The organism is Vannielia sp. ABF1_015, assembly GCF_056160745.1.
In genome coordinates, this window is sequence record NZ_JBSWXT010000001.1 from 2,009,212 (window position 1) to 2,029,008 (window position 19,797).

At 63.8% G+C, this 19,797-nt stretch carries 23 protein-coding genes; 8 read left to right on the forward strand and 15 right to left on the reverse strand.

Going from position 1 to position 19,797, the window contains the following annotated elements; translation table 11 throughout:
* Positions 1-7: 7 nt before the first annotated feature.
* Positions 8-1,435, forward strand: a complete 1,428-nt coding sequence (locus ACXAG6_RS10030) for an NAD(P)(+) transhydrogenase (Re/Si-specific) subunit beta (RefSeq protein WP_475337331.1) — start codon at positions 8-10, stop codon at positions 1,433-1,435.
* A gap of 94 nt (positions 1,436-1,529) precedes the next feature.
* Here the strand turns inward: ACXAG6_RS10030 and ACXAG6_RS10035 are convergent, their stop codons facing one another.
* Complete coding sequence (locus ACXAG6_RS10035) at positions 1,530-2,039, reverse strand: pyridoxamine 5'-phosphate oxidase family protein (RefSeq protein WP_475337332.1); 510 nt, start codon at positions 2,037-2,039, stop codon at positions 1,530-1,532.
* Positions 2,040-2,168: 129 nt separating this feature from the next.
* On the opposite strand from ACXAG6_RS10035, the gene ACXAG6_RS10040 reads away from it, so the two are divergent.
* The 3 genes from ACXAG6_RS10040 (at position 2,169) to ACXAG6_RS10050 (ending at position 4,588) form a co-directional block, all read left to right on the forward strand.
* Entirely contained in the window at positions 2,169-2,351 is a 183-nt protein-coding gene (locus tag ACXAG6_RS10040) for a hypothetical protein (RefSeq protein WP_140013776.1), read from the forward strand.
* Positions 2,352-2,481: 130 nt separating this feature from the next.
* Positions 2,482-3,189: a helix-hairpin-helix domain-containing protein gene (locus ACXAG6_RS10045; RefSeq protein ID WP_475337334.1), complete on the forward strand. Its 708-nt coding sequence runs from the start codon at positions 2,482-2,484 to the stop codon at positions 3,187-3,189.
* Positions 3,190-3,418: 229 nt separating this feature from the next.
* On the forward strand, positions 3,419-4,588 hold the full coding sequence (locus ACXAG6_RS10050) for a type III PLP-dependent enzyme (RefSeq protein WP_475337336.1): 1,170 nt from the start codon (positions 3,419-3,421) through the stop codon (positions 4,586-4,588).
* Between the two features lie 5 nt (positions 4,589-4,593).
* On the opposite strand, the gene ACXAG6_RS10055 is transcribed toward ACXAG6_RS10050, so the two are convergent.
* The 5 genes from ACXAG6_RS10055 to ACXAG6_RS10075 form a co-directional block, all read right to left on the reverse strand.
* Complete coding sequence (locus ACXAG6_RS10055; protein WP_475337337.1) at positions 4,594-4,983, reverse strand: periplasmic heavy metal sensor; 390 nt, start codon at positions 4,981-4,983, stop codon at positions 4,594-4,596.
* On the reverse strand, positions 4,983-5,258 hold the full coding sequence (locus tag ACXAG6_RS10060) for a hypothetical protein (RefSeq protein ID WP_475337339.1): 276 nt from the start codon (positions 5,256-5,258) through the stop codon (positions 4,983-4,985). The genes ACXAG6_RS10055 and ACXAG6_RS10060 overlap by 1 nt, the downstream gene beginning before the upstream one ends.
* Positions 5,251-5,808, reverse strand: coding sequence for an RNA polymerase sigma factor (locus ACXAG6_RS10065; RefSeq protein WP_475337341.1), 558 nt, complete (start codon positions 5,806-5,808; stop codon positions 5,251-5,253). Before ACXAG6_RS10065 ends, ACXAG6_RS10060 begins: the two co-directional genes overlap by 8 nt.
* A gap of 83 nt (positions 5,809-5,891) precedes the next feature.
* On the reverse strand, positions 5,892-6,179 hold the full coding sequence (locus ACXAG6_RS10070; RefSeq protein WP_475337343.1) for a hypothetical protein: 288 nt from the start codon (positions 6,177-6,179) through the stop codon (positions 5,892-5,894).
* A gap of 39 nt (positions 6,180-6,218) precedes the next feature.
* Positions 6,219-6,629, reverse strand: coding sequence for an EF-hand domain-containing protein (locus ACXAG6_RS10075; protein WP_475337344.1), 411 nt, complete (start codon positions 6,627-6,629; stop codon positions 6,219-6,221).
* Positions 6,630-6,813: 184 nt separating this feature from the next.
* Here ACXAG6_RS10075 and ACXAG6_RS10080 point away from each other — a divergent pair, with 184 nt between their 5' ends.
* Positions 6,814-8,100, forward strand: coding sequence for a DUF3422 family protein (locus ACXAG6_RS10080; RefSeq protein ID WP_475337346.1), 1,287 nt, complete (start codon positions 6,814-6,816; stop codon positions 8,098-8,100).
* Here ACXAG6_RS10080 and ACXAG6_RS10085 read toward each other — a convergent pair.
* From ACXAG6_RS10085 to ACXAG6_RS10100, 4 genes are all read right to left on the reverse strand, one after another.
* Positions 8,048-9,124: a YeeE/YedE family protein gene (locus ACXAG6_RS10085; RefSeq protein WP_475337347.1), complete on the reverse strand. Its 1,077-nt coding sequence runs from the start codon at positions 9,122-9,124 to the stop codon at positions 8,048-8,050. The two genes, ACXAG6_RS10080 and ACXAG6_RS10085, sit on opposite strands and share 53 nt — an antisense overlap.
* A 194-nt stretch (positions 9,125-9,318) precedes the next feature.
* Positions 9,319-10,320, reverse strand: coding sequence for an ABC transporter permease (locus ACXAG6_RS10090; protein WP_475337348.1), 1,002 nt, complete (start codon positions 10,318-10,320; stop codon positions 9,319-9,321).
* Positions 10,313-11,320 (reverse strand): ABC transporter permease, encoded by a 1,008-nt coding sequence (locus ACXAG6_RS10095; protein WP_140013787.1) that lies wholly within the window; start codon positions 11,318-11,320, stop codon positions 10,313-10,315. Before ACXAG6_RS10095 ends, ACXAG6_RS10090 begins: the two co-directional genes overlap by 8 nt.
* Before the next feature lie 71 nt (positions 11,321-11,391).
* Complete coding sequence (locus ACXAG6_RS10100; protein ID WP_475337349.1) at positions 11,392-13,110, reverse strand: peptide ABC transporter substrate-binding protein; 1,719 nt, start codon at positions 13,108-13,110, stop codon at positions 11,392-11,394.
* A gap of 406 nt (positions 13,111-13,516) precedes the next feature.
* Between ACXAG6_RS10100 and argE the strand changes: the two genes are divergently transcribed.
* Together argE and ACXAG6_RS10110 are read left to right on the forward strand one after the other, a co-directional pair.
* Positions 13,517-14,680, forward strand: a complete 1,164-nt coding sequence (gene argE, locus ACXAG6_RS10105) for an acetylornithine deacetylase (protein WP_475337350.1) — start codon at positions 13,517-13,519, stop codon at positions 14,678-14,680.
* A 6-nt stretch (positions 14,681-14,686) separates the two neighbouring features.
* Positions 14,687-15,850 (forward strand): M20 aminoacylase family protein, encoded by a 1,164-nt coding sequence (locus ACXAG6_RS10110; protein ID WP_475337351.1) that lies wholly within the window; start codon positions 14,687-14,689, stop codon positions 15,848-15,850.
* Between the two features lie 263 nt (positions 15,851-16,113).
* Here ACXAG6_RS10110 and ACXAG6_RS10115 read toward each other — a convergent pair whose 3' ends face one another.
* The 3 genes from ACXAG6_RS10115 to gap all read right to left on the reverse strand — a co-directional run bounded on the left by ACXAG6_RS10115 (position 16,114) and on the right by gap (position 18,201).
* Complete coding sequence (locus ACXAG6_RS10115; protein ID WP_168222959.1) at positions 16,114-16,272, reverse strand: hypothetical protein; 159 nt, start codon at positions 16,270-16,272, stop codon at positions 16,114-16,116.
* 179 nt (positions 16,273-16,451) lie between these two features.
* Entirely contained in the window at positions 16,452-17,081 is a 630-nt protein-coding gene (locus tag ACXAG6_RS10120; RefSeq protein ID WP_475337353.1) for a MarC family protein, read from the reverse strand.
* A gap of 118 nt (positions 17,082-17,199) precedes the next feature.
* Entirely contained in the window at positions 17,200-18,201 is a 1,002-nt protein-coding gene (gap, locus tag ACXAG6_RS10125) for a type I glyceraldehyde-3-phosphate dehydrogenase (RefSeq protein WP_475337354.1), read from the reverse strand.
* Between the two features lie 273 nt (positions 18,202-18,474).
* Here gap and ACXAG6_RS10130 point away from each other — a divergent pair, with 273 nt between their 5' ends.
* A complete protein-coding gene (locus ACXAG6_RS10130) occupies positions 18,475-18,933 on the forward strand; it encodes a hypothetical protein (RefSeq protein ID WP_475337355.1) in 459 nt (152 codons plus the stop codon).
* A gap of 70 nt (positions 18,934-19,003) precedes the next feature.
* Here the strand turns inward: ACXAG6_RS10130 and ACXAG6_RS10135 are convergent, their stop codons facing one another.
* Positions 19,004-19,147, reverse strand: coding sequence for a glyceraldehyde-3-phosphate dehydrogenase (locus tag ACXAG6_RS10135; RefSeq protein ID WP_140013794.1), 144 nt, complete (start codon positions 19,145-19,147; stop codon positions 19,004-19,006).
* Positions 19,148-19,189: 42 nt separating this feature from the next.
* Positions 19,190-19,783: a hypothetical protein gene (locus tag ACXAG6_RS10140; protein WP_475337356.1), complete on the reverse strand. Its 594-nt coding sequence runs from the start codon at positions 19,781-19,783 to the stop codon at positions 19,190-19,192.
* Positions 19,784-19,797: the final 14 nt, after the last annotated feature.

The window sequence follows — 19,797 nt, forward strand, 5'->3', positions numbered from 1 at the left end:
AGGAGCAATGGATTACGGATTTACCACTGCGGCCTATGTTGTTGCCGCTGTTCTCTTCATCCTCTCGCTGGGCGGCCTCTCGGGGCAGGAAAGTGCCAAGCGGGCGGTCTGGTACGGCATTGTCGGCATGGGGCTGGCTGTGCTGGCCACGCTCATCGGCCCCGGCTCTGGCCTCTGGCTTCTGACGCTGCTGCTCATCGCGGGCGGCGGGGTCATTGGCTACATGGTGGCCACCAAGGTGCAGATGACCGAAATGCCGCAGCTTGTGGCGGCGATGCACTCTCTCGTCGGCCTTGCGGCGGTGTTCGTGGGCTACAACGCGCATTTCACCATCCGCCTCGCCGCCGATGGCGCCCATGGTGAAGAGCTGGGTTATTTTGCCTCCATCGTGGCGCATAAAACTCCGGTCGAGCTGAACATTCTCGCGGTCGAGCTCTTCCTCGGCGTGTTCATCGGGGCGATCACCTTCACCGGCTCTGTCATTGCCTTCGGCAAGCTCTCGGGCAAGGTCACCTCGGCGGCCACCAAGTTGCCGGGCGGGCATATGCTGAACGCGGGCGCGGCGGCGCTCTCGGTGATCTGCCTGATCTGGTACATGAACACCGGCGGGTTCTTTCCGCTCTTCCTGATGACCCTGGCGGCGCTCTTCATCGGCTACCATCTCATCATGGGCATCGGCGGGGCCGACATGCCGGTGGTGGTGTCGATGCTCAACAGCTACTCGGGCTGGGCGGCGGCGGCGATCGGCTTTTCGCTGGGCAACGACCTGCTCATCGTGGTCGGTGCGCTGGTGGGCTCCTCGGGCGCGATCCTCAGCTACATCATGTGCAAGGCGATGAACCGGCACTTCGTGAGCGTGATCCTCGGCGGCTTCGGCGGCGGGGGCGGCGAGCAGATGGCCGTGGAAGGCGAGCAGGTGGCGATCGAGGCCGATGGCGTGGCAACCGCGCTGAACGAGGCGGACTCGGTGGTGATCGTTCCCGGCTACGGCATGGCCGTGGCGCAGGCGCAGGGGGCGGTCAGCGAGTTGACCCGCAAGCTCCGCGCCGCCGGCAAGGAGGTGCGCTTTGCGATCCACCCGGTCGCGGGTCGTCTGCCGGGGCACATGAACGTGCTGCTGGCCGAGGCCAAGGTGCCCTATGACATCGTGCTGGAGATGGACGAGATCAACGATGATTTCCCCGATACCGACGTGGTGATCGTCATCGGCTCCAACGACATCGTGAACCCGGCCGCGCAGGATGACCCCAACTCCCCGATCGCGGGCATGCCCGTGCTGGAGGTGTGGAAGGCCAAGCAGGTGTTTGTTTCCAAGCGGGGGCAGGGCACGGGCTACTCGGGCATCGAGAACCCGCTGTTCTTCAAGGACAACACCCGGATGTTCTACGGCGATGCCAAGGACTCGGTGAACAAGCTGCTGCCGATGATCGACTGATCGCGGCAGACAGTCACGGCACTGGCAAAAGGGCCTCCCAAAGCGGAGGCCCTTTTCATATCAGGCGCCTGTTGCGCCGCCTGCGCCTTCTGCGTCAGGCCGCAAGGTTGATCACCGCGTGATCCCCCAGGTCGGGGGTGTGCTCGCCGAGGTTGGCGCGCAGCATCTCGATGCCGAATTGCAGGGCGTTGGCATCGACCGTCCAGACGGCGGCCTCGTGCGGCGGCATTTCCAGCAGCAGCACCTTCGGGTCGTCGATGCCGCCTTCGAACCACATCGCGGCGGCGGGGGACCAGAGATCTTCCAGCTTCTCGCGGTCGTCCGAGGCCGTGATCGGGCCGGACATGCAGGCATAAACCTCGCGGTCGGCGGTGGTGAGGGTGAAGTGCGCTTGCGCCCCGGTGCCGATGTCACGGGCCAGGCCAGTGTCACTGGCGGTGATGAAGCGCAGCACCCGGGCCTCCTTGTCGAAGTAGTGGGTCATCGGCTGTGCGTGTGAGGCGCGGTCGGTGATGGCGAGCATCCCAGTGCGCTCATCCTTCAGGGCATCAAAGAGCGCGGTGCGCAGGGCTTCGGTGTCTTGGTCGTTCTGGTGGTGGGTCATGTAAACCTCCTTTGATGGTCAACATCGGGAGGGGGCTGGCGGTTCCTGACGGGCCTGCGGAAAAAATGTATATACAAACGAGATGCATTGTAGTAACAATCCACCACTCAAGAGAGGGAGCCAACCCGCGTGGCCAAGAGCAGCAAGCCCAAGAAGGACCGCAAAGACAGCCAACTCATCATTCGGATCAAGAAGGATGAGCGCGATGCCTTTGTGGAACTTTGCGACGAGCTCGATACCAGCGCCGCACGCGAAATCCGCCGGTTTATCCGTGGGTTCGTGAAGGAAAACGGCTCTGACAAAACTGACTGAAAGGACCGAGCATGGCCAAGAAAGCCAAGATCAAAGACCTGAAAAAAGAAGTGAAATCCCGCAAGGCGAAGATCGCCAAGCAGGAGAAAAAGCTGAAAGTCGCCAAAAAGGCGCTGAAGAAGGCCGCCTGATGGCACGCCTGACCGACATTGCGGGCATAGGCCCGGCCATGGCGGCCAAACTGGCGGGGGCGGGTATTTCCGACCCTGCCGCTTTGGCTGCGGCCCCGGTTGCAAAGCTGACGGCCATCCCGGGAATTTCACCGCTGCGGGCGCGAGCGTGGAAGGCAGCGGCGGCTGAACCTGCTGCGCCGGCTTCGCCAGCCAAGCCCGCGACAAAAGCATCAGCGCCACGCCGCGCGGTTGCGGCGCCAGCGGCCAAGGCGGTGCCGATCAAGGAGAAGGCATCTGCCGGAACGGTCGCCCAGGCCGAGGCGGTTGCCGACAAGAAGGAAGAGCTCGCCGAGGCCGAGCCGAAGCCGAAAGAGACGGCCAAGGACGTCGCGGCCAAGAAGAAGGCGGCGGTAAAGAAGCCTGAGAGCAAGGCCAAGCTGAAGAAGGCCGAGGCCAAGAAGGCAGCCGCGCGCAAGGCGAAAGAGAAGGCTGAGGCCAAGAAGGCCGCGAAGAAGGCAGCCGATAAGGCGAAAGCCAGGAAGGCGGCTGCCAAGAAGGCCGAGAAGAAGGCTGCTGAAAAGGCGAAAGCCAAGAAGGCTGAGAAGAAGGCCGCCGAGAAGGCGAAAGCCAAGAAGAAGGCCGAGAAAGCTAAAGCTGCCAAGAAGAAGGCCAGCAAGAAGGCCGCTTCGAAATCCTCCAAATCAGGCAAGAAAAACAAGACGTAGCACTAGGGGACGGGCAGGGCGGTTGATGCCGTTACTGCCCGCCCCCGAAAAACTTTGCCCGGGGCGGAAATTTCGCTTGATCCGAATCCGGAAAAGCCGCAAATGCCCGGCCATAGACGCCAACGCACGCGCCTCTGGCCGGCACATCATCGCCTGTGTTTACGTAGCGACGGTAACGTCTCCCTTGGAAGTGAGCGGTCATGTATGGCCGGGTCTATTGGAGATGACCATGACGATGATGTTCGACGGCGCCTTGGCGTCTGCTCCCGTTTCCGTGCCCTCCCGTGTTGAGGCATTCATCCTCGCCAATGAGTTCGACAAGCCGACGCTGGTGATCGACACCGACGCGGTGACGCGGCAATTTCATGCGCTGAAGGCCGGGCTTGGCGGCGCGGCGATCCACTACGCGGTGAAGGCAAACCCGGCGCGTGAGGTGCTGGCGCGGCTGTTGGAAGAAGGCTCAAACTTTGATGCTGCTTCGCGCGGAGAGATCGAGCTGTGCCTCAGCCTCGGCGCCCGGCCCGAGCAGATCAGCTTTGGCAACACCATCAAGCGTGCTTCCGACATTTCTTTTGCCCATGCTGCCGGCCTCACCCTCTTTGCTGCCGACAGCGAGGAGGAACTGGAGAAGATTGCGGCTCACGCGCTCGGCGCGCAGGTTTATATCCGCCTGCTGGTCGACAACCCCGAGGCCGACTGGCCGCTCTCGCGCAAGTTCGGCTGCGACCGTGACACCGCCCTGCACCTGCTGGGCGTCGCCCGTGATCTGGGCCTCGATCCGGTTGGCTTCTCGTTCCACGTGGGATCGCAAACCCGGCGCACGACCATGTGGCAGGGCGTGCTGGATTTTGTGGGCGGCGTCTGGGCTGAAGCGCAGGCGGCGGGTCATGGGCTGAGCCTGATCAACATTGGTGGTGGCTTTCCGGCGTTCTATGGCGAAGAGATTGAGGCGCCGACGGCCTATGCCGAGGGTGTGCGGCGCATGGTTGAGGCCCGTTTTCCGGGCGCGCGCATCATGGCCGAGCCGGGCCGGGGCATGGTGGCCGAGGCCGGGGCGATTGCCGCCGAGGTGCTGCTGGTGAGCCGGAAGTCGGAGAACGACATGCACCGCTGGGTCTATCTCGACATTGGCCGGTTCTCCGGGCTGGCAGAGACCGAGGGTGAGGCGATCCGCTACCAGATCATGACCCCGCATGATGGCGAGGCAACCGGCCCCTGCATTCTTGCCGGCCCGTCCTGCGACAGCGCCGATGTGCTTTATGAGAAGCGCCCGATGCCGCTGCCGCTCTCGCTGAAGGCGGGTGACAAGGTGGTGATCCGCAGCTGCGGGGCCTACACCTCGTCTTACTCCTCGGTCGGTTTCAACGGCTTCCCGCCGCTGGATGTTGTTGTGATCTGAGGGGGTTAATCGGCGGCCTCGCGTTCGAGGGTATCGAGGAGGATGGGCTGCAGCTCGGTCATGACCGCTGCGGCCTCTGCCCGGAACGCTTGGATGGCTGCCTCTGTCGCCGCCCGGTCGAAAGGCCGGGCGGTGCCTTTTTCAACCATCGCCCTGCGCGCGGCGGCAAGGCGCTGCAGGGCGGGCCGAAGCTGGGCTGCGTTATCACGCAGGGCGGCATTGAGCGTGCGGCGCAGCGGGCGAGGGAAGCGGACAGTTTCTACCCCGGGGCCGGTCAGCGCCTGCCGGTTGGCCCGGATCTTCAGTACCGCGCCCAGTGTGACGGCATTGCCAAAAAGCGAGAGGGCGAGCACGGCGATCAGGGCGATGCGGCCCCAGTTGCGCTTGGTCTTCATCAAAAGCCTCCGGTGAGCCCGCCAAGGGCGAGAATGGTCAGGATGTCGTCGCCCGTGGGCGCGAGGGTGTAGCCAAGCACCACGGCGCAGGCCAGCGCGGCGAGGCTGCCGCCCGCCAGCGGGAGCGGCGCGGTGAAACGGGCCAGCCGCGAGGGCCGGGGCGGCGCGGCGAGCCGGGTGAGCACGCGGGCCGAGAGCGTGGCCGGATCGGTGGGAGTGGCTTGCAGCAGAGACTCTACACGCTGGTCGATCTTATCATCTGTTATCTCAGCCATCCTCGGTCTCCAGCAGCTTGCGCAGCGTGGCCCTTCCCCGGACCAAAAGCTGCTCCGCTGCGCCCGGACTTATGCCCAGCGTGGCGGCAATTTCACCTGTGCTCAACTCTCCGGCGGCCCTGAGCAAGAGCGCCTGCCGCTGCCGCTCGGGCAGGCGGGCGAGCGCGGCGCGGGTGGCGGCCAGGCGTTCACGCCCTTCTAGCACCTGTTCCGGGCCCGGGGCATCTGCGGCCTCTTCCGGCGCGGCCTCCAGCCCCAGAAAGCGGCGCAGGCCTCTGCGGCGGGTGCGGTCGATGCAGAGGTTGGTGGCGATCCTGTAGAGCCATGTCGACACGGCGGCCTTACTTGCATCATATCGCCCTGCATTGCGCCAGGCGCGCAGGAAAACTTCCTGCGCCATATCTTCCGCTTCGGAGGCCTCGGGGAGCATTTGTGCGATGTAGCGTTGCAGCCCGGCCCCATAGAGCGTGATGAGCTGCGCCAGCGCTTGCCGGTCGCCGCTTGCCATGGCCGCCATGAGGCCCTCGGCTTGCGCTGCCCTGTCCTGCATCTGCTCCGCTCTGATGCCTCGCCGTTGAGGATAGGGGCAGGCGGCCCGGCGGGAAAGGCCGGGCCGCTGCGGCGTCTACCGGGTTACCAGCGCACCGTGCGGCTGCGCGTGCGGGCCGTGCCGCGCGGGCCGGTGCGGGTGATGGTGGTGTCAGACGCGCCTGCTTTGGTGGTCCGGCTGCGCAGCTTAGTTGCGGTTGCGCCGCCGGGGCCGGTGCGCGTGGTAGCGACCTCGCAACTGGCCGTGCCGTTGCCGCGCGCGCAGCTGCGATCCTTCTGGATGGTGCCGCCGTTGTGGCCGGTGATGGTGACGCTCTGCGCTATAGCGGCGGCGGGCATCAGGAGGGCTGTCGCGAGAATAACGGGTTTCATTGTCTATTTCCTTTCAGGGGTTTGGGGGAGGGGCTTGAGTTATTGCATGAACCGTCGGATGAGCTTTGACGCGCGCTCGAATTCGGCGCGATTGATGGTGCCGTCGCCGTTTTCGTCCAGCTTGTCGAAGCCGCGCGACTGGGCCAAAAACTCAACCCGTGTCACCGCGCCGTCTCCGTTGGCGTCACTGCGCAACAGCCGCCGGGCACCCTGCTTCATCCGCCCTGCGGCGGCGGCCTGCGCGTCTTCTACCTCGGCGCGGGTGAGGCTGCCGTTGCCGTTTGCATCCATCAGGTCGAACACGGTGCCGCGCAGGGCGTCGATTTCGGCGCGGCTGATCTGGCCATCGCCATTGCTGTCGATCCGCTCGAAGGCGCGGCCATCCTGCGCCAGCACCGGCGCGGCGAGGGTCAGTGCGGTGGCGAGGGAGAGAAGAAAGCGTGGGGTCATCGGGGGCTCCGTTTGGGTTGCGGTTTGTGCAGGGCTTTACGCAGGCCACGGCCCGGCCCTACGCGGCGCGGGCCAAAAAACCCGCCGGTGCACCGCGGTATGCAGATAAGCGGCTGATATTGCGACACTCTTTCTCTTTACAGACGGCGGGGCAGGCCCTAGCAGGGATAAAACGGGGGGCATCATGGCAGAGATCGAAGACCATCCGCTGCGTTATCAACTGGCCAACGAGCTGCACGCGCGGCCCTTTCCGGCGCTCGATGTGCCCTGCCGGGCGGCCTATCTGGCGTTGAAGCCGGCGCAGGGGGCGGCGGGGCGCGACCGGGAGGCCGAGCGGGCGCATCTGATCGACCTGCTGGACCGGCACGGCGCGCCGCATCCCCAGCCGGATGCCACCCATTACTCGGCGCAACTTGGCCGCTACCAGATCAAATGGGAAAGCCACACCGAGTTTTTAACCTACACGCTCTTTGGCCGCGGCGTGGCCGATCGGCCGTTTGATGGCGAGACCTTCAGGATGTTTCCCGCGGATTGGCTGGCCAAGGCGCCCGGCGCGCGGGTGACATCGGCGCTGATCCGGGTGGAGGAAATGCCCACGGATCGCGAGGAGATTTCGGAGCAGATCGACAGTTGGATGGTGGCCGAGAGCATCGCGGTGAGCGACGTGGTGGATGGGGATGTGACCGTGGGCACCGATTACCGGATCGACCCGGCTGGCCATGTGCGCTTTGCCTGTTTCGTGAAGCCTGGCGTGAGCCGCCAGCGGTTGGGGCGTGTGGTGCAGCGGCTGACCGAAATTGAGACCTACAAGGCGATGTCACTCCTCGGGCTGGGTCGTGCGCGGCGCCTTTCAGAGCCGATGGGGCGGTTGGACAACGCGCTTTCGGAGCTGATGGAGGCAATGACGGCGGAGCAGGGGCAGCCTACGGAGGGCGAGTTGAAAAAGCTCCTGCGGATTGCCTCGCAGATCGAAAGTCTGCTGACGCAAGCGAGTTTCCGCTTTGGGGCGACGCAGGCCTATGAGGCGATCGTCTGGCAGCGGATTGAAGTGCTGCGCGAGCAACGGTTTCTTGGGCGCCAGACGATGAAGGAGTTTATGACCCGGCGCTACGATCCGGCGATGCGAACGGTGAAGAGCACCGAGGCGCGGCTGCAAGCGATGGCTGCACGGGCGGCGCGGGCGAGTGACCTGCTGCGCACGCGGGTGGATGTGGAGCGACAGGCGCAGAACCAGGCCTTGCTGGCCTCAATGGACAAGCGGGCAGACCTGCAACTGCGTCTGCAACAGACGGTTGAAGGGCTCTCGGTGGTGGCGATCAGCTATTACGCGGTGAGCCTAGGTGCCTATTTTCTGGCGCCTTTCGCCAAGTCGGTGGGCGTTGACAAGGGCTGGCTCACGGCGGGGCTGACCCCGATTGTCATTCTGCTGGTGTGGCTTGCAGTGCGGCGGATCCGGAAGAAGCTGCATTAGCCTCGCCCAGAAGCCGCACGGTCACCGCCCCGCCGACGGCCATCGCGAAGAGCGCAAGGAAGGCCGAGACCCCGAGTGTGGAGGTGCCAGAGAGGCCAGCCCCGATGGTGCACCCACCTGCCAGCACACCGCCCACCCCCATCAGCACAGCGCCCGCGAGGTAGCGGCCAGTCTGGCGGGGCGTTTCGAAGCTCTGCCATTTGAAGTCACGGAAGGTGAGGGCGGCCAGCAGTGAGCCGCCGATGACGCCGCCCAGAAGGCCGACACCGAAGCCTGCAGGGATCGACGACGAGGCGATGGTCCAGAACAGCGCTTCCGAAGAGGGCAGGGTGAAGGACAGGCTTTCCATCGCGATCGGGTCGAACTCGTCATAGAGTACGTAGCCGGTGCCGACCCACGCCAGTGGCACCAATGCTCCGATCAAGCCGCCCATGAGCAGCGTGAGGGGGCGGGCACCGGAGCGCGCGGCATAAAGGAGGGCAGCGGCGGCAATGAGGCCCGCCCAGACCCATGCGCCCCCCGGCAGGGCGGCCAGCGAGGCACTCTCGCCCAGAGGCGCCGTGACGGAGCCGAGGGTGGTGCGCAGCGGGGCCAGAATGCCCTTGAGGGTGGCATGGGCGACCACGGCGAAGATGGCCAGCACGGTGAGGGCGCGCAGGTTGCCGGTGCCGGTAAGAACGGTGAGGCGCGAGATGCAGCCGCGGGTCAGCACCATTCCGGCCCCGAAGGCCAGCCCGCCGATCACGATGGCGAGCCACGGAAGGTCGGGGGCAAGGTAGCGGTGCTCTGCAAAAGAGATCAGACCGGTGGAGACAAGCGCCTGCGTTCCGAGGATCGCCACGGCGAGGCCGGTGAGCCAGACCCCGGCGGCAGAGCGCCGTTCGCCTGCGTCGCCCGCCACTGCGCGGCGGAAGCAAAAGCGGCTGCGCTGGCCGAGGAAGCCAAAGGCGATGCCGAGGGCGAGAGCAAACCAGACCGCAACTTGACGGGCGGTTGCCTCTTCAAATCCGAGCGTTTCGAACATGGTGCGTCTCCTGTCGCGGTCGAAGCCCGGCAGGTAGCGCAGCTGCCGCGCGGGTGCAAACCGATCTGCGGGGAGGGGATTTTGTTCTCGCGTATGGAGGGGGACAATGTTCTGCCCCGGTGACGTTGCCCCGAAAGGCGTTCGCGCCCCGAAGGAGGGGCGCGATGCATGGTCTTATCTGCATGTGTGCGGAGCTACCGGCCCCGGATGCGCGGATCAAGCGCGTCGCGCAACCCGTCTCCGATGTAATTGACCGAGAGCACCACCAGTGAGATCATCAGCCCCGGCCAGAGCGCACGCTCCGGGAAGTTCTGGATCCGGTCGGTGGCGTCGAACAGCAGCTTGCCCCATGTCGGGAAGTCCGAAGGAAAACCGAGGCCGAGAAAGGAGATCGCGCTTTCGGTGATGATCGCCGTGGCCAGCCCTAGCGTGGCCGAGACCATGATGGGCGAGAGCACGTTGGGCAGCAGGTGCCGCGTGACCATCTTGAGCGGCGGCGTGCCGATGGAGCGGGCGGCGAGGATGAACTCGCGTTCTTTCAGAGCCAGAATGTCGGCCCGCACGATCCGCGCCGTCTGCATCCATGACGTTGCGCCGATGACGCAGACAATCAGGATGAAGATCCCCAGCTCGGTCCCGAAGGCGGCCCGCAGCGTATCGCGGAAGAGCAGCATGATCACCAGCAGCAGCGGCAGGAGGGGCAGGGCGAGCACGAGATCGGTGAAGCGCATCAGCAACCCATCGAGCCACTTCACATAGCCCGAGGCCACCCCGATGGCGGTGCCGATCAGCATGGCCAACACCATGGCCACCCAGCCCACCGCGATAGAGACGCGCCCGCCGTGGATCAGCGTGGACAGGATATCGCGGCCAAGATTGTCGGTGCCGAGCGGGTGAGCCCAGCCGTATTTCATGCTCGCCAGTGCCTCGGGCGGGATGCAGAGGCTTGTCCACGTGCAGGAAAAGAGCGGCATATAGATCGGCCGCCAGTTCTTGTTGCGGATGTCGAGCTTGGTGGGCTCGATATCCCACAGCCACGGCCCGAAGATCACGCCGAAGGTGATGAAGAGCAGCACGAAGGCCCCCATCATCGCACCCTTGTGGCTGCGGAATTGGCGCCAGACATCGGCCCATTGCGACTGTTCCTTGCCGCGCGGCTGGCTCTCGCCCAGCACCTCCTTTGCGGTATCAGTCATAGCGGATCCTCGGGTCGAGCACGCCGTAGAGCACATCGGCGATGAGATTGAAGAGCACGATCAGCACGGCGAAGATGAAGGTGATGGTCTGCACCATGGGAATGTCGTTGGCGTAGATCGCGGTGATCAGAAGCTGGCCGATGCCGTTCACCTTGAAGATCTGCTCGGTGATGATCGCCCCGCCGAAGATGGAGGGGATGCCGAGCGCGATGACGGTGACGACCGGGATCATCGAGTTGCGCAGCACGTGGACCATGACCACCGACCACTCGCCAAGGCCCTTGGCGCGGGCGGTGCGGACGTAGTCCTGGTTGAGGTTGTCGAGCATGGCAGAGCGCATGTAGCGGCTGATCTGGGCGGTGGTTTGCAGGGCCAGAACCATGACCGGCATGATCATCTGCTTGAGCTGCACCTTCATCGAGGCCCAGTCGTTGACGACGTGGGTGGTGTCATAGATCGAGGGCAGCCATTCGAGCTTGACCGAAAAGATCACGATCACGACCACGCCGGAAAAGAACGGTGGCACGGAAAAGCCGATCATCGAGACAAGCGTACCAACCTGATCGAAGGCCGAATACTGGCGATAGGCCGAGATGATGCCGATCGGGATGGCGATGATGACGCCCACTGCATAGGCCAGAGCCACCACCCAGAGGGTTTGGGGCAGGCGCTGCACGATGATGTCGAAGACCGGCGAGCGGAACTGCCAGGACACGACACGCTGGGTGCCTTCCATCATGTTCGTGCCGAAGAGCCAATCGAGGAAATAGCCGGGCTCGACCACGAAGAATTGGTAGAGCCACTTCAAATATCGGATGTGCACCGGTTCACCGAGGCCAAGCGCCTCGCGCATCTTTTGTTTCACCTCGTCGGGGATGGTGAGCGGCATCTGCGCCATCGGATCGCCGGGGGCGAGATCGAGCAGCAGGAAGAGCACCAGTGAGATGAAGAGCAGCGTGGGGACCGCGAGGATCAGCCGTCGGATGATGAAGGTAATCATGCAGGGGAGCCCGAGAAGGAGAGGGGGCCGCGCGGGCGGATGCCGCGCGGCCCTGTTTCAGTTGCGGCGGATCAGTTGGTCTTGATCCGATACCAGTCGGCAGCGTTCCAGATCTCGCTGTCCCAGACGTTCAGCTTGACGCCACCGAGGCTGTTGGCGTGGGCCGAGAGACGGCCGCGGTGCACCAGCGGGATCATCGCGCCGCCCTCAATGACCATGTCATTGAGTTGCTTGGCAATTTCTGCCCGCTCTGCCGCATCGGCGGTTTCGGCCAGCTTGGCGTGAAGCGCGTCATACTCCTCGGAGCACCAGCGCGAGATGTTCTCGCCCTGCCACTGGGTCGCCGGGGAAGGCGCGTGATCGCAAAGCGCGTTGCCGAGGTAGGTCTGCGGGTCGGTGCCGTTGAAGGTGTTGGCATACATTTCAACGTCGGCGTAGAACTTCTGGAAGGTGTCGGGCGAGCCCGGGTCACCGCCGAAGAAGACCGAGCTGTCGGCGTTCTTCAGTTCCACTTCAAAGCCGATCTGCTCCCACCAGTCCTTGATCAGGGCCTGGAAATCCTGACGCACGGCGTTGGTGGAGGTGGCATAGAGCATCTTCAGCTCGACACCGTCCTTCTCGCGGATGCCGTCGCCGTTGCTGTCGACCCAGCCGTTCTCTTCGAGCAGCGCCTTGGCGCCTTCGATGTCCTGCGTGTCGCAGGTGAACTTCTCGGAGACGACCGCAGGAGGGGCCGGCACCCAGTTACAGGTGACCTTGCCGGCCTGACCGTAGCCGACTTCGACGAGGAGCGGACGGTCGATGGCCATCGACATCGCCTTCACCACGTTAAGATCGGAGAGGTAAGGGTGGGGTTTGATGACCGAACGCTCGTCCGGGCCGAGGGCCGGGTCGGGGTTGGTCTGGTTGATCATGATCCGCTCGAGCAGCGGGCCGAAGCCTGCAACGGGTGTGCCTTTGCCTGCGGCTTCCATCTCGGCGATCACGTCGGGGGCGAGCTGGAGGTTCCAGGCGTAATCGAATTCGCCGGTCTCCATCACCGCGCGGCCAGCCGCCGTGGCGTCGCCGCCGCCTTTGAAGGTGATCGAGGCGAAGGCGGGCTTGCCCTCTTCGCGGTAGTTGTCATTGGCCTCGAAGGTGATGACGTCGTTCGGCTTGAACTCCACCACTTTGAAGCCGCCGGTGCCGATCGGGTTGAAGTTTGCCTCGGTGCACTCAGGCGCCTTGGCACCAAGGCAATCGGCGAATTGTGCGGCCTGAAGGACCGGGCTTTCACCGCCCACGAAGGGGCCGTAGGGGAAGGGGGTGGGCTTTTCGAAGGTCACCACCACGGTCATCTCGTCGGGGGTTTCAACCGAGGTCACGCCGTTGAACTTGGTGAGCTGGGCGCAGCCGCCTTCGGGGTGGGTGCAGTATTCGTAGGTGAATTTTGCATCCGCCGAGGTGAAGGGCGTGCCATCGGACCAGGTGATGCCGGGGCTGATCTTCCATGTGATGGTGGTGAGATCTTCGCTTACGCCGCCGTTTTCGACGGTGGGGATCTCTTCAACCAGCCAAGGCACGAGGGTGCCGGTTTCGTCGTAGCGGGCCAGCGGCTCGAGCACGAGGCTGGCGCTCTCGATGTCCTTGGTGCCGCCCGAGAGATAGGGGTTCAGGATCGACGGGGCCTGCCAGTAGATGATACCGACATTGCCGTCGCGGCCGCGCTCGCCCTCATGGGCCTCGGCAAAGGCCATTGGGGCCAATGCACAGCTTGCGGCGGCTCCGAGTAGAGCTGTCTTCAGTTTCATGGAGTTCTCCTTGTTGGATACATGACACCTTTTGCCCGCATGGGCTGGTGTTCTGCTTCTTTTTGGTATGCTGGATGGTGAGAAAGCGAGCAGGGCGCACGGCAAACCGGCACCGAAGATGCGCTTGTCTCTATGAGTAGAGCAGATGCCGTCACGGGCCATCCTCTCTCCCTGTCCAACCTTGCTTTTATGGGTGTTTTTGCGTCACCGCCCCAGCGGCCACGACATCCCCTGATTGTGACGGTAACATGAAACCCGGGCGGCGCAATGGTCTGATCGCTTGACCTTGCGATGCAATTGAGCAAGTGCCCGCCGATTGGGCAGCGGGCCTTGACCTCTGCGCGGCAGGGCACCACCCTTTGAACGCGCCCGGTGTGCGGGCGGCGAGAAAGGCTTTTCCCTAGCTGTGACCCCACGCGATATCCTCGAAAAACTCGTGTCTTTTCCGACGGTTTCCTCGGAGAGCAATCTTGACCTGATCGACTGGGTGGAGGGCTGGCTGGCGGAGCGCGGCATTGCCTCGACCCGGGTGCCGGATGCCACCGGGCAGAAGGCCGCCTTGTTTGCCTCCGTTGGTCCCGATGCGCCGGGCGGCGTGCTGCTTTCGGGGCATACCGATGTGGTGCCGGTGGCGGGGCAGAACTGGGACAGTGACCCTTGGCAGGTAGAGGAGCGCGACGGGCGGCTTTATGGCCGTGGCGTGGCCGATATGAAGGGGTTTGACGCGCTGGCGCTTTGGGCGATGGGGCAGGCGGCGGAGCGGGGCGTGGCGCGGCCTTTGCAGATTGGCTTGAGCTACGATGAAGAGATCGGCTGCTTTGGTGCGCCGCCGATGATCGAGGCGTTGCAGGCCAGCGGATTGCCGCGTGCCGAGGCGGTGATTGTGGGCGAGCCCTCGGTGATGAAGCCGGTGACGGGGCACAAGGGGAACCTTGGCTTTCGGATCGAGGTGAAGGGCTTTCCGGTGCATTCGTCGATGATGCATGAGGGCGTCAGCGCGATCATGGAGGCGGCGCGGCTGATTGACTGGGCCAATGATGTGAACGCGGCGCAGTTTGCGCGCACACCGAGCGCGGAGGAGGCGGTGTTCAACCCGCCGTGCACCACCCTGCACGTGGGCAAGATCAAGGGCGGCGAGGCGCATAACATCACCGCCGAGCATTGCGAATTGATGTTTGATTTCAGGGTGATGCCGACAGACGCCTCAGCAGATTGGCGGGCGCGACTGGAGGAGAGGGTGGCAGAGATCGAAGCGGGCATGAAGGCCACGCATCCGGACGTTGGCTTTACACTTCATGAACTTTTCGATGTGCCGGGCCTTGCTCCGGAAACAGGGGCCGATGCCCGGGCCGAGCCTTTGGTGCGCCGCCTCACAGGCGACAATGCGCCGGGCGGGGTGGTGAGTTTTGCATCGGAGGCAGGGCAATTTCAGAATGCCCGTTATTCTACCGTGATTTGCGGGCCGGGAGACATTGCACAGGCCCACAAGGCAGACGAATATATGACCGTGACACAATTTGACGAAGGCTGCCGGTTCATGGAGCGCCTTCTCGACCACCTCAAGGAGTAACCAGAAGTGCCCATCAAGAACCGTCTTTCCGAGATGCAGGCCGAGATCGCCGAGTGGCGGCAGGACTTTCATATGCATCCGGAAATCCTGTTTGAAACGCATCGGACTTCGAAGATCGTGGCGGAGAAGCTACGCGACTTCGGTTGCGATGAGGTTACCGAGGGGATCGGGCGCACCGGGGTGGTGGCGGTGATCAAGGGCAAGGCCAGCGGTTCGGGCAAGGTGATCGGGCTCAGGGCCGATATGGACGCGTTGCCGATCCATGAGCAGACGGGCCTCGACTATGCCTCGAAAACCGATGGCGCGATGCATGCCTGTGGCCATGACGGGCACACCGCCATGCTGCTGGGCGCGGCGAAATACCTGGCCGAGACCCGCAACTTTGACGGCACCGTGGTGGTGATTTTCCAGCCCGCCGAGGAGGGTGGCGGCGGGGGCCGGGAGATGTGCGAAGACGGGATGATGGAGCGCTGGGGCATTCAGGAAGTCTATGGAATGCACAATTGGCCCGGCGTTCCGACCGGTAAGTTTGCCATCCGCCCCGGGGCGTTCTTTGCCGCGACGGACCAGTTTATCATTGATATTGAAGGAAAAGGTGGCCATGCCGCCAAGCCGCAGGAGACGGTGGACAGCACGGTTGTGGCCTCGCATACGGTGCTTGCGCTGCAGACCATCGTGAGCCGGAGCGCGGACCCGACCAAGGAGGTGGTGGTCTCTGTTACCAGCTTTGAGACAAGCTCAAAGGCGTTCAACGTGATCCCGCAGCGCGTGCAGCTCAAGGGCACGGTGCGGACCCTTTCGGCAGACACCCGTTCGATGGTGGAGCAGCGGCTTCCGGCGATTGCCGAGAAGACGGCGGAAGTCTTCGGGGCGGTGGCGAAGGTGCAGTATCTGAAGGGCTATCCGGTGATGGTGAATTCGGAGGAGCAAACCGAGTTTGCTGCCGAGGTCGCCCGCTCGGTTGCGGGGGAGTGTGCAGAGGCGCCGCTGGTGATGGGGGGCGAGGATTTTGCCTTTATGCTGGAAGAGCGCCCGGGGGCTTATATCCTCGTTGGCAATGGCGACACGGCGGCGGTGCATCACCCGGAGTACAACTTCAATGATGAAGCGATTCCAGCGGGTTGCAGCTGGTGGGCCGAGATCGTGGAGAAGCGGATGCCGGCCGCCTGAGGCCGGGTTAACTGGGCGTGCGCCGGGGCGTTAAGTGGTTTTTAGTTCACAGCCACAAGTGATGCACCGGCCATGCACAACCTATGCACATGTCAAATGACATAGCGCGCGCAGGTTAACAGGGCGGGCGGTGACGCGGTTGTGATCCTGGCATGGCCGGGAAGCGCGCGGTGCCCCCGGGCCTTGGCCCGAGGGTCTGCGACGATACGAGATCCTCGGGTCGTGCCCGAGGATGGCGTTTTTTTGCAGGTGCGGGAAGCGCCTTAGCCGTAGACGGCGGCGCGGGCGATCTTGCTGGCGTCTTCGGGGAAAATGCCGAGATCGAGCGCTACGTCGCGCGGCATAGCGGCGATTTCGTTGCGGGTGCGGGTGTAGACGCGGTGCTTTGCATAGGCGGCGCGCAGGGTGTTCAAGACGGTCATCGGTGCTGTCCTTTGGTTGCGTGTTGTCCTCTTGTGCACCAGAGATAAGCACGCTGCGGCGCAGCACAATTGACAGTTCGGGCTACCCGCCTTGCGCGGCGTGCATGGCTATTAATGGAAAGTTATGCGCTGGGCGGGATGGTGAAGGTGCGGTGGGCAGATTGCCCACCCTACAGCCCTCAGAACGGGGCGAGCGCACCAATCTGGACGAGGCCGCGCAGCACAGCATCCACCGCGACGGCGGCGAGGATCATGCCCATCACGCGGCTGATGATAGAGGCGCCTGCCGGGCCGATCAATTTGAGGATCGGGCTGGCGAGGTAGAGGAAGGCGAGGGTGATGCCGAGGATCAGCAGCAGGATACCCGCTGTTTGGGCCTGATGGGGGATGGAAAACCGGTCGTTGTCGGTGAGCACCACCACGGCGAGCATGGCACCGGGGGAGGCGATGGAGGGGATGGCGACGGGGTGAATGGCGGTTTGTGTAGTGCTCTCTTCTGCCTCGGCGATCTCGGCCTCCGGCTTGCCGGGTCCGAAGATCATGGAAATGGCGAAGAGGAACAGCACAAGGCCGCCCGCGATCTGGAAGGAGGGCAGGCCAAGGCCGAGGGCTTCGAGAATGAGCTGACCTGCGATCATGAAGGCCAGCAAAACGGCACCCGCGACGATCACCGCCTTCAAGGCAACGCTTCGACGGGCGCGGGTGGTGAGCCCGGCTGTGACGGCGAGGAACACCGGCACCGTGCCGATCGGGTCGATGACGACCCAGAGGGTGATGAATTCCTGAAGGAGTTGGTCGAAGGGGAGCATTCGGGGCCGGGCGTGATGGGAGCGGTGGGTTGGCACCCACCCTATTGGCGGTCAGGCAAGACAGGGGGGCTGTCGCTGATGTAGCGACAGCCCCCCTTACGTGCAATGCGGCGCGATGTCAGATGAGCTTGCCCATGGCCACGGCGGTATCGGACATGCGGTTGGAGAAGCCCCACTCATTGTCATACCAGCTGAGGATGCGACACATGCGGCCTTCCATCACCTTGGTCTGGTCGAGCGCGAAGGTGGAACTGTGCGGATCGTGGTTGAAGTCGATCGAGACGTTGGGCTGGTCGGTGACGCCGAGGATGCCCTTGAGCGGGCCGTTGGCGGCGGCTGTCATGGCCTCGTTGATTTCTTCCACGGTGGTATCACGTGCGGCCTCAAAGGTGAGGTCCACCACCGAGACGTTGGGGGTGGGCACGCGGATGGCGACGCCATCGAGCTTGCCGTTCAGCTCGGGGAGCACGAGGCCCACGGCCTTGGCCGCCCCGGTGGAGGTGGGGATCATCGACATAGCGGCGGCGCGGGCGCGGTAGAGATCCTTGTGCATGGTGTCCAGCGTGGGCTGGTCGCCGGTGTAGCTGTGGATCGTCGTCATGAAGCCCTTGGCGATGCCGATGCTGTCATTCAGCACCTTTGCCACCGGCGCGAGGCAGTTGGTGGTGCACGACGCGTTGGAGACGACGATGGCATCTTTGGTGAGGCTGTCGTGGTTGACGCCATACACGATAGTGGCGTCGGCGTTTTTGCCCGGTGCGGAGATGAGCACGCGGGAGGCGCCATTTTCGAGGTGCGCGGCGCAGGCCTCCTTGGAGGTGAAGATGCCGGTGCATTCGAGCACGACATCGACATCGGCCCAGGGCAGCTCGGCGGGGTTGCGGATGGCGGTGACTTCCATCGGGCCGCGGCCCACGTCGATGGTGGTTTCGCTCGTCGTCACCTCGGCGGGGAAGCGCCCGTGGACGGAGTCAAAGCGCAGCAGGTGGGCATTGGTCTCGACCGGGCCCAGATCGTTGATGGCAACAACCTCGATATCGGTGCGGCCCGACTCGATGATGGCGCGGAGCACGTTGCGGCCGATCCGACCGAACCCGTTGATGGCGACTTTGACGGCCATGAGAACCTCCTTGGTGGGTGTTAACGCTAACATTGCGATTGGACGCCGCATGTCAACCCAACGCAGTGCCTTAACCATACACCCGCTGCGCGAAAGCGCGAGGGCCGGATCACGGTGGCGTGACCGAGGGGGAAAAATTTTTTGGAACGATCTGCGGCGGGGCGGTGTTGTGTGGGCAATGACGGCGCAGCGAAAGGCCAATGACGGCCACGCGAGGTGCCGACCTTGCGCGACATGCGTAGGGATGAAGAGACGATAAGGAGTTTGAAGATAATGAAACGCATCATGATGACCGTAGCCGCTGTTGCAATTACTGCTGGTAGCGCCTTTGCCGCGACCTCCGAGCAGCTGCGTGACAACGTGAAGGCCCAGCTGGTGGAATATGCGCCGGAAGTGCAAGTTGAGACCCTGACCGACGACCAGATCGTGCAGATCTACATGGTTGTGGCCGACTCCGGCACCTCGGCTGCTGACAAGAGCGGCTCCATTCAGGAAATCATCGAAGGCACCGACGCTGAGCGTTACGCAGAGCTGGCTGATGGTGAGATCGACCTGAACCTCGAAGTGAACAACATGCGCGAGATCCTTCAAGCCAAGCTTGATGTCCGTGGCTTCGACTACGACGTCTCCGAGCTGAGCGACGAAGAAGTTGCCGCCCTTGCTGGCGCGTTCAACAACGGTGACTCCGCTGCCGAGATCGACGCTTCGGTGAAAGCCGCGTTCGAATCGTAAGACCACTGCGAGCTACCTGATGTAGCGGGGCCGTCCTTCGGGGCGGCCCTTTGCGTGTTCGGGAGGCGGCCTAGCGCCAGATCGCCAGCCATTCCGTAAGGTCGGAGAACTTTTTCAGCATGAAAAGCGTTGCCGCACCGCTGTTCAGCAGCCCGTCGGCCAGAATGGCGACGACGACGAGTACGAAGAGGATGATGGCGAGACGGTTTGTCATGGGGCGGTTTTAGCCGGGGACTGTGGCGGCGAAAAGGCTGGGTCAGGGCTTGGTGTAGATCGGCGGCAAGGCGAGGGCAGCTTTCATTCGGGCATCTTGATCGCCCGGCCCGGCGAGGGCGGCGGCAAGATCTGCGGGCTCTGGCGCGGCCTCGGGAGAGAGGATCCAGAGGGTGAAGATCTTGATATACTTCACACGTTGAATGCCGAGCGGCAGCGCTCTTTCCATCGCGGCATCGACGGCCTCGGCAATCTCGGCGCGGGGCAGGCTGGCGGCGACCCCTGCCTTGAGGTCATCGACGATTTGCCGCTTGTGCATGTCGAGCCGCTGCGCGCGTTCTGCCGCCTGTTCTTCGGCTTTCCTTGCCCGCTCCGCCTCTTGAGCGCGCCGCACTTCGGCGTACTCGTTCGGGGTGAGGAGGAAGGGATGCGCGGAATTGCCCTGCGGCGCGAGTTGCTTGAACTGAGAGCGGCTGGTGAGTGTAACCTCGCTATACAGTGGCACGCCGTCGATTTCGCCGATGTAGACGAAATAGGTCTGTGGGGTGAAGGGCGTGGGGCCGCGGAGCCACCAGATCGAACCGGCGGAGAGGGCCAATGCGGCCCCGGCGGCAAAGAGGAAGCGGCGGAGGTTCATGTGGGCGGGCCTAA

Coding starts and splice junctions, on each gene's coding strand:
- ACXAG6_RS10030 (WP_475337331.1), top strand. CDS start 8: ATGGATTACGGATTTACCACTGCGGCCTATGTTGTTGCCGCTGTTCTC.
- ACXAG6_RS10035 (WP_475337332.1), bottom strand. CDS start 2,039: ATGACCCACCACCAGAACGACCAAGACACCGAAGCCCTGCGCACCGCG.
- ACXAG6_RS10045 (WP_475337334.1), top strand. CDS start 2,482: ATGGCACGCCTGACCGACATTGCGGGCATAGGCCCGGCCATGGCGGCC.
- ACXAG6_RS10050 (WP_475337336.1), top strand. CDS start 3,419: ATGACGATGATGTTCGACGGCGCCTTGGCGTCTGCTCCCGTTTCCGTG.
- ACXAG6_RS10055 (WP_475337337.1), bottom strand. CDS start 4,983: ATGAAGACCAAGCGCAACTGGGGCCGCATCGCCCTGATCGCCGTGCTC.
- ACXAG6_RS10060 (WP_475337339.1), bottom strand. CDS start 5,258: ATGGCTGAGATAACAGATGATAAGATCGACCAGCGTGTAGAGTCTCTG.
- ACXAG6_RS10065 (WP_475337341.1), bottom strand. CDS start 5,808: ATGCAGGACAGGGCAGCGCAAGCCGAGGGCCTCATGGCGGCCATGGCA.
- ACXAG6_RS10070 (WP_475337343.1), bottom strand. CDS start 6,179: ATGAAACCCGTTATTCTCGCGACAGCCCTCCTGATGCCCGCCGCCGCT.
- ACXAG6_RS10075 (WP_475337344.1), bottom strand. CDS start 6,629: ATGACCCCACGCTTTCTTCTCTCCCTCGCCACCGCACTGACCCTCGCC.
- ACXAG6_RS10080 (WP_475337346.1), top strand. CDS start 6,814: ATGGCAGAGATCGAAGACCATCCGCTGCGTTATCAACTGGCCAACGAG.
- ACXAG6_RS10085 (WP_475337347.1), bottom strand. CDS start 9,124: ATGTTCGAAACGCTCGGATTTGAAGAGGCAACCGCCCGTCAAGTTGCG.
- ACXAG6_RS10090 (WP_475337348.1), bottom strand. CDS start 10,320: ATGACTGATACCGCAAAGGAGGTGCTGGGCGAGAGCCAGCCGCGCGGC.
- ACXAG6_RS10095 (WP_140013787.1), bottom strand. CDS start 11,320: ATGATTACCTTCATCATCCGACGGCTGATCCTCGCGGTCCCCACGCTG.
- ACXAG6_RS10100 (WP_475337349.1), bottom strand. CDS start 13,110: ATGAAACTGAAGACAGCTCTACTCGGAGCCGCCGCAAGCTGTGCATTG.
- ACXAG6_RS10115 (WP_168222959.1), bottom strand. CDS start 16,272: ATGACCGTCTTGAACACCCTGCGCGCCGCCTATGCAAAGCACCGCGTC.
- ACXAG6_RS10120 (WP_475337353.1), bottom strand. CDS start 17,081: ATGCTCCCCTTCGACCAACTCCTTCAGGAATTCATCACCCTCTGGGTC.
- gap (WP_475337354.1), bottom strand. CDS start 18,201: ATGGCCGTCAAAGTCGCCATCAACGGGTTCGGTCGGATCGGCCGCAAC.
- ACXAG6_RS10130 (WP_475337355.1), top strand. CDS start 18,475: ATGAAACGCATCATGATGACCGTAGCCGCTGTTGCAATTACTGCTGGT.
- ACXAG6_RS10135 (WP_140013794.1), bottom strand. CDS start 19,147: ATGACAAACCGTCTCGCCATCATCCTCTTCGTACTCGTCGTCGTCGCC.
- ACXAG6_RS10140 (WP_475337356.1), bottom strand. CDS start 19,783: ATGAACCTCCGCCGCTTCCTCTTTGCCGCCGGGGCCGCATTGGCCCTC.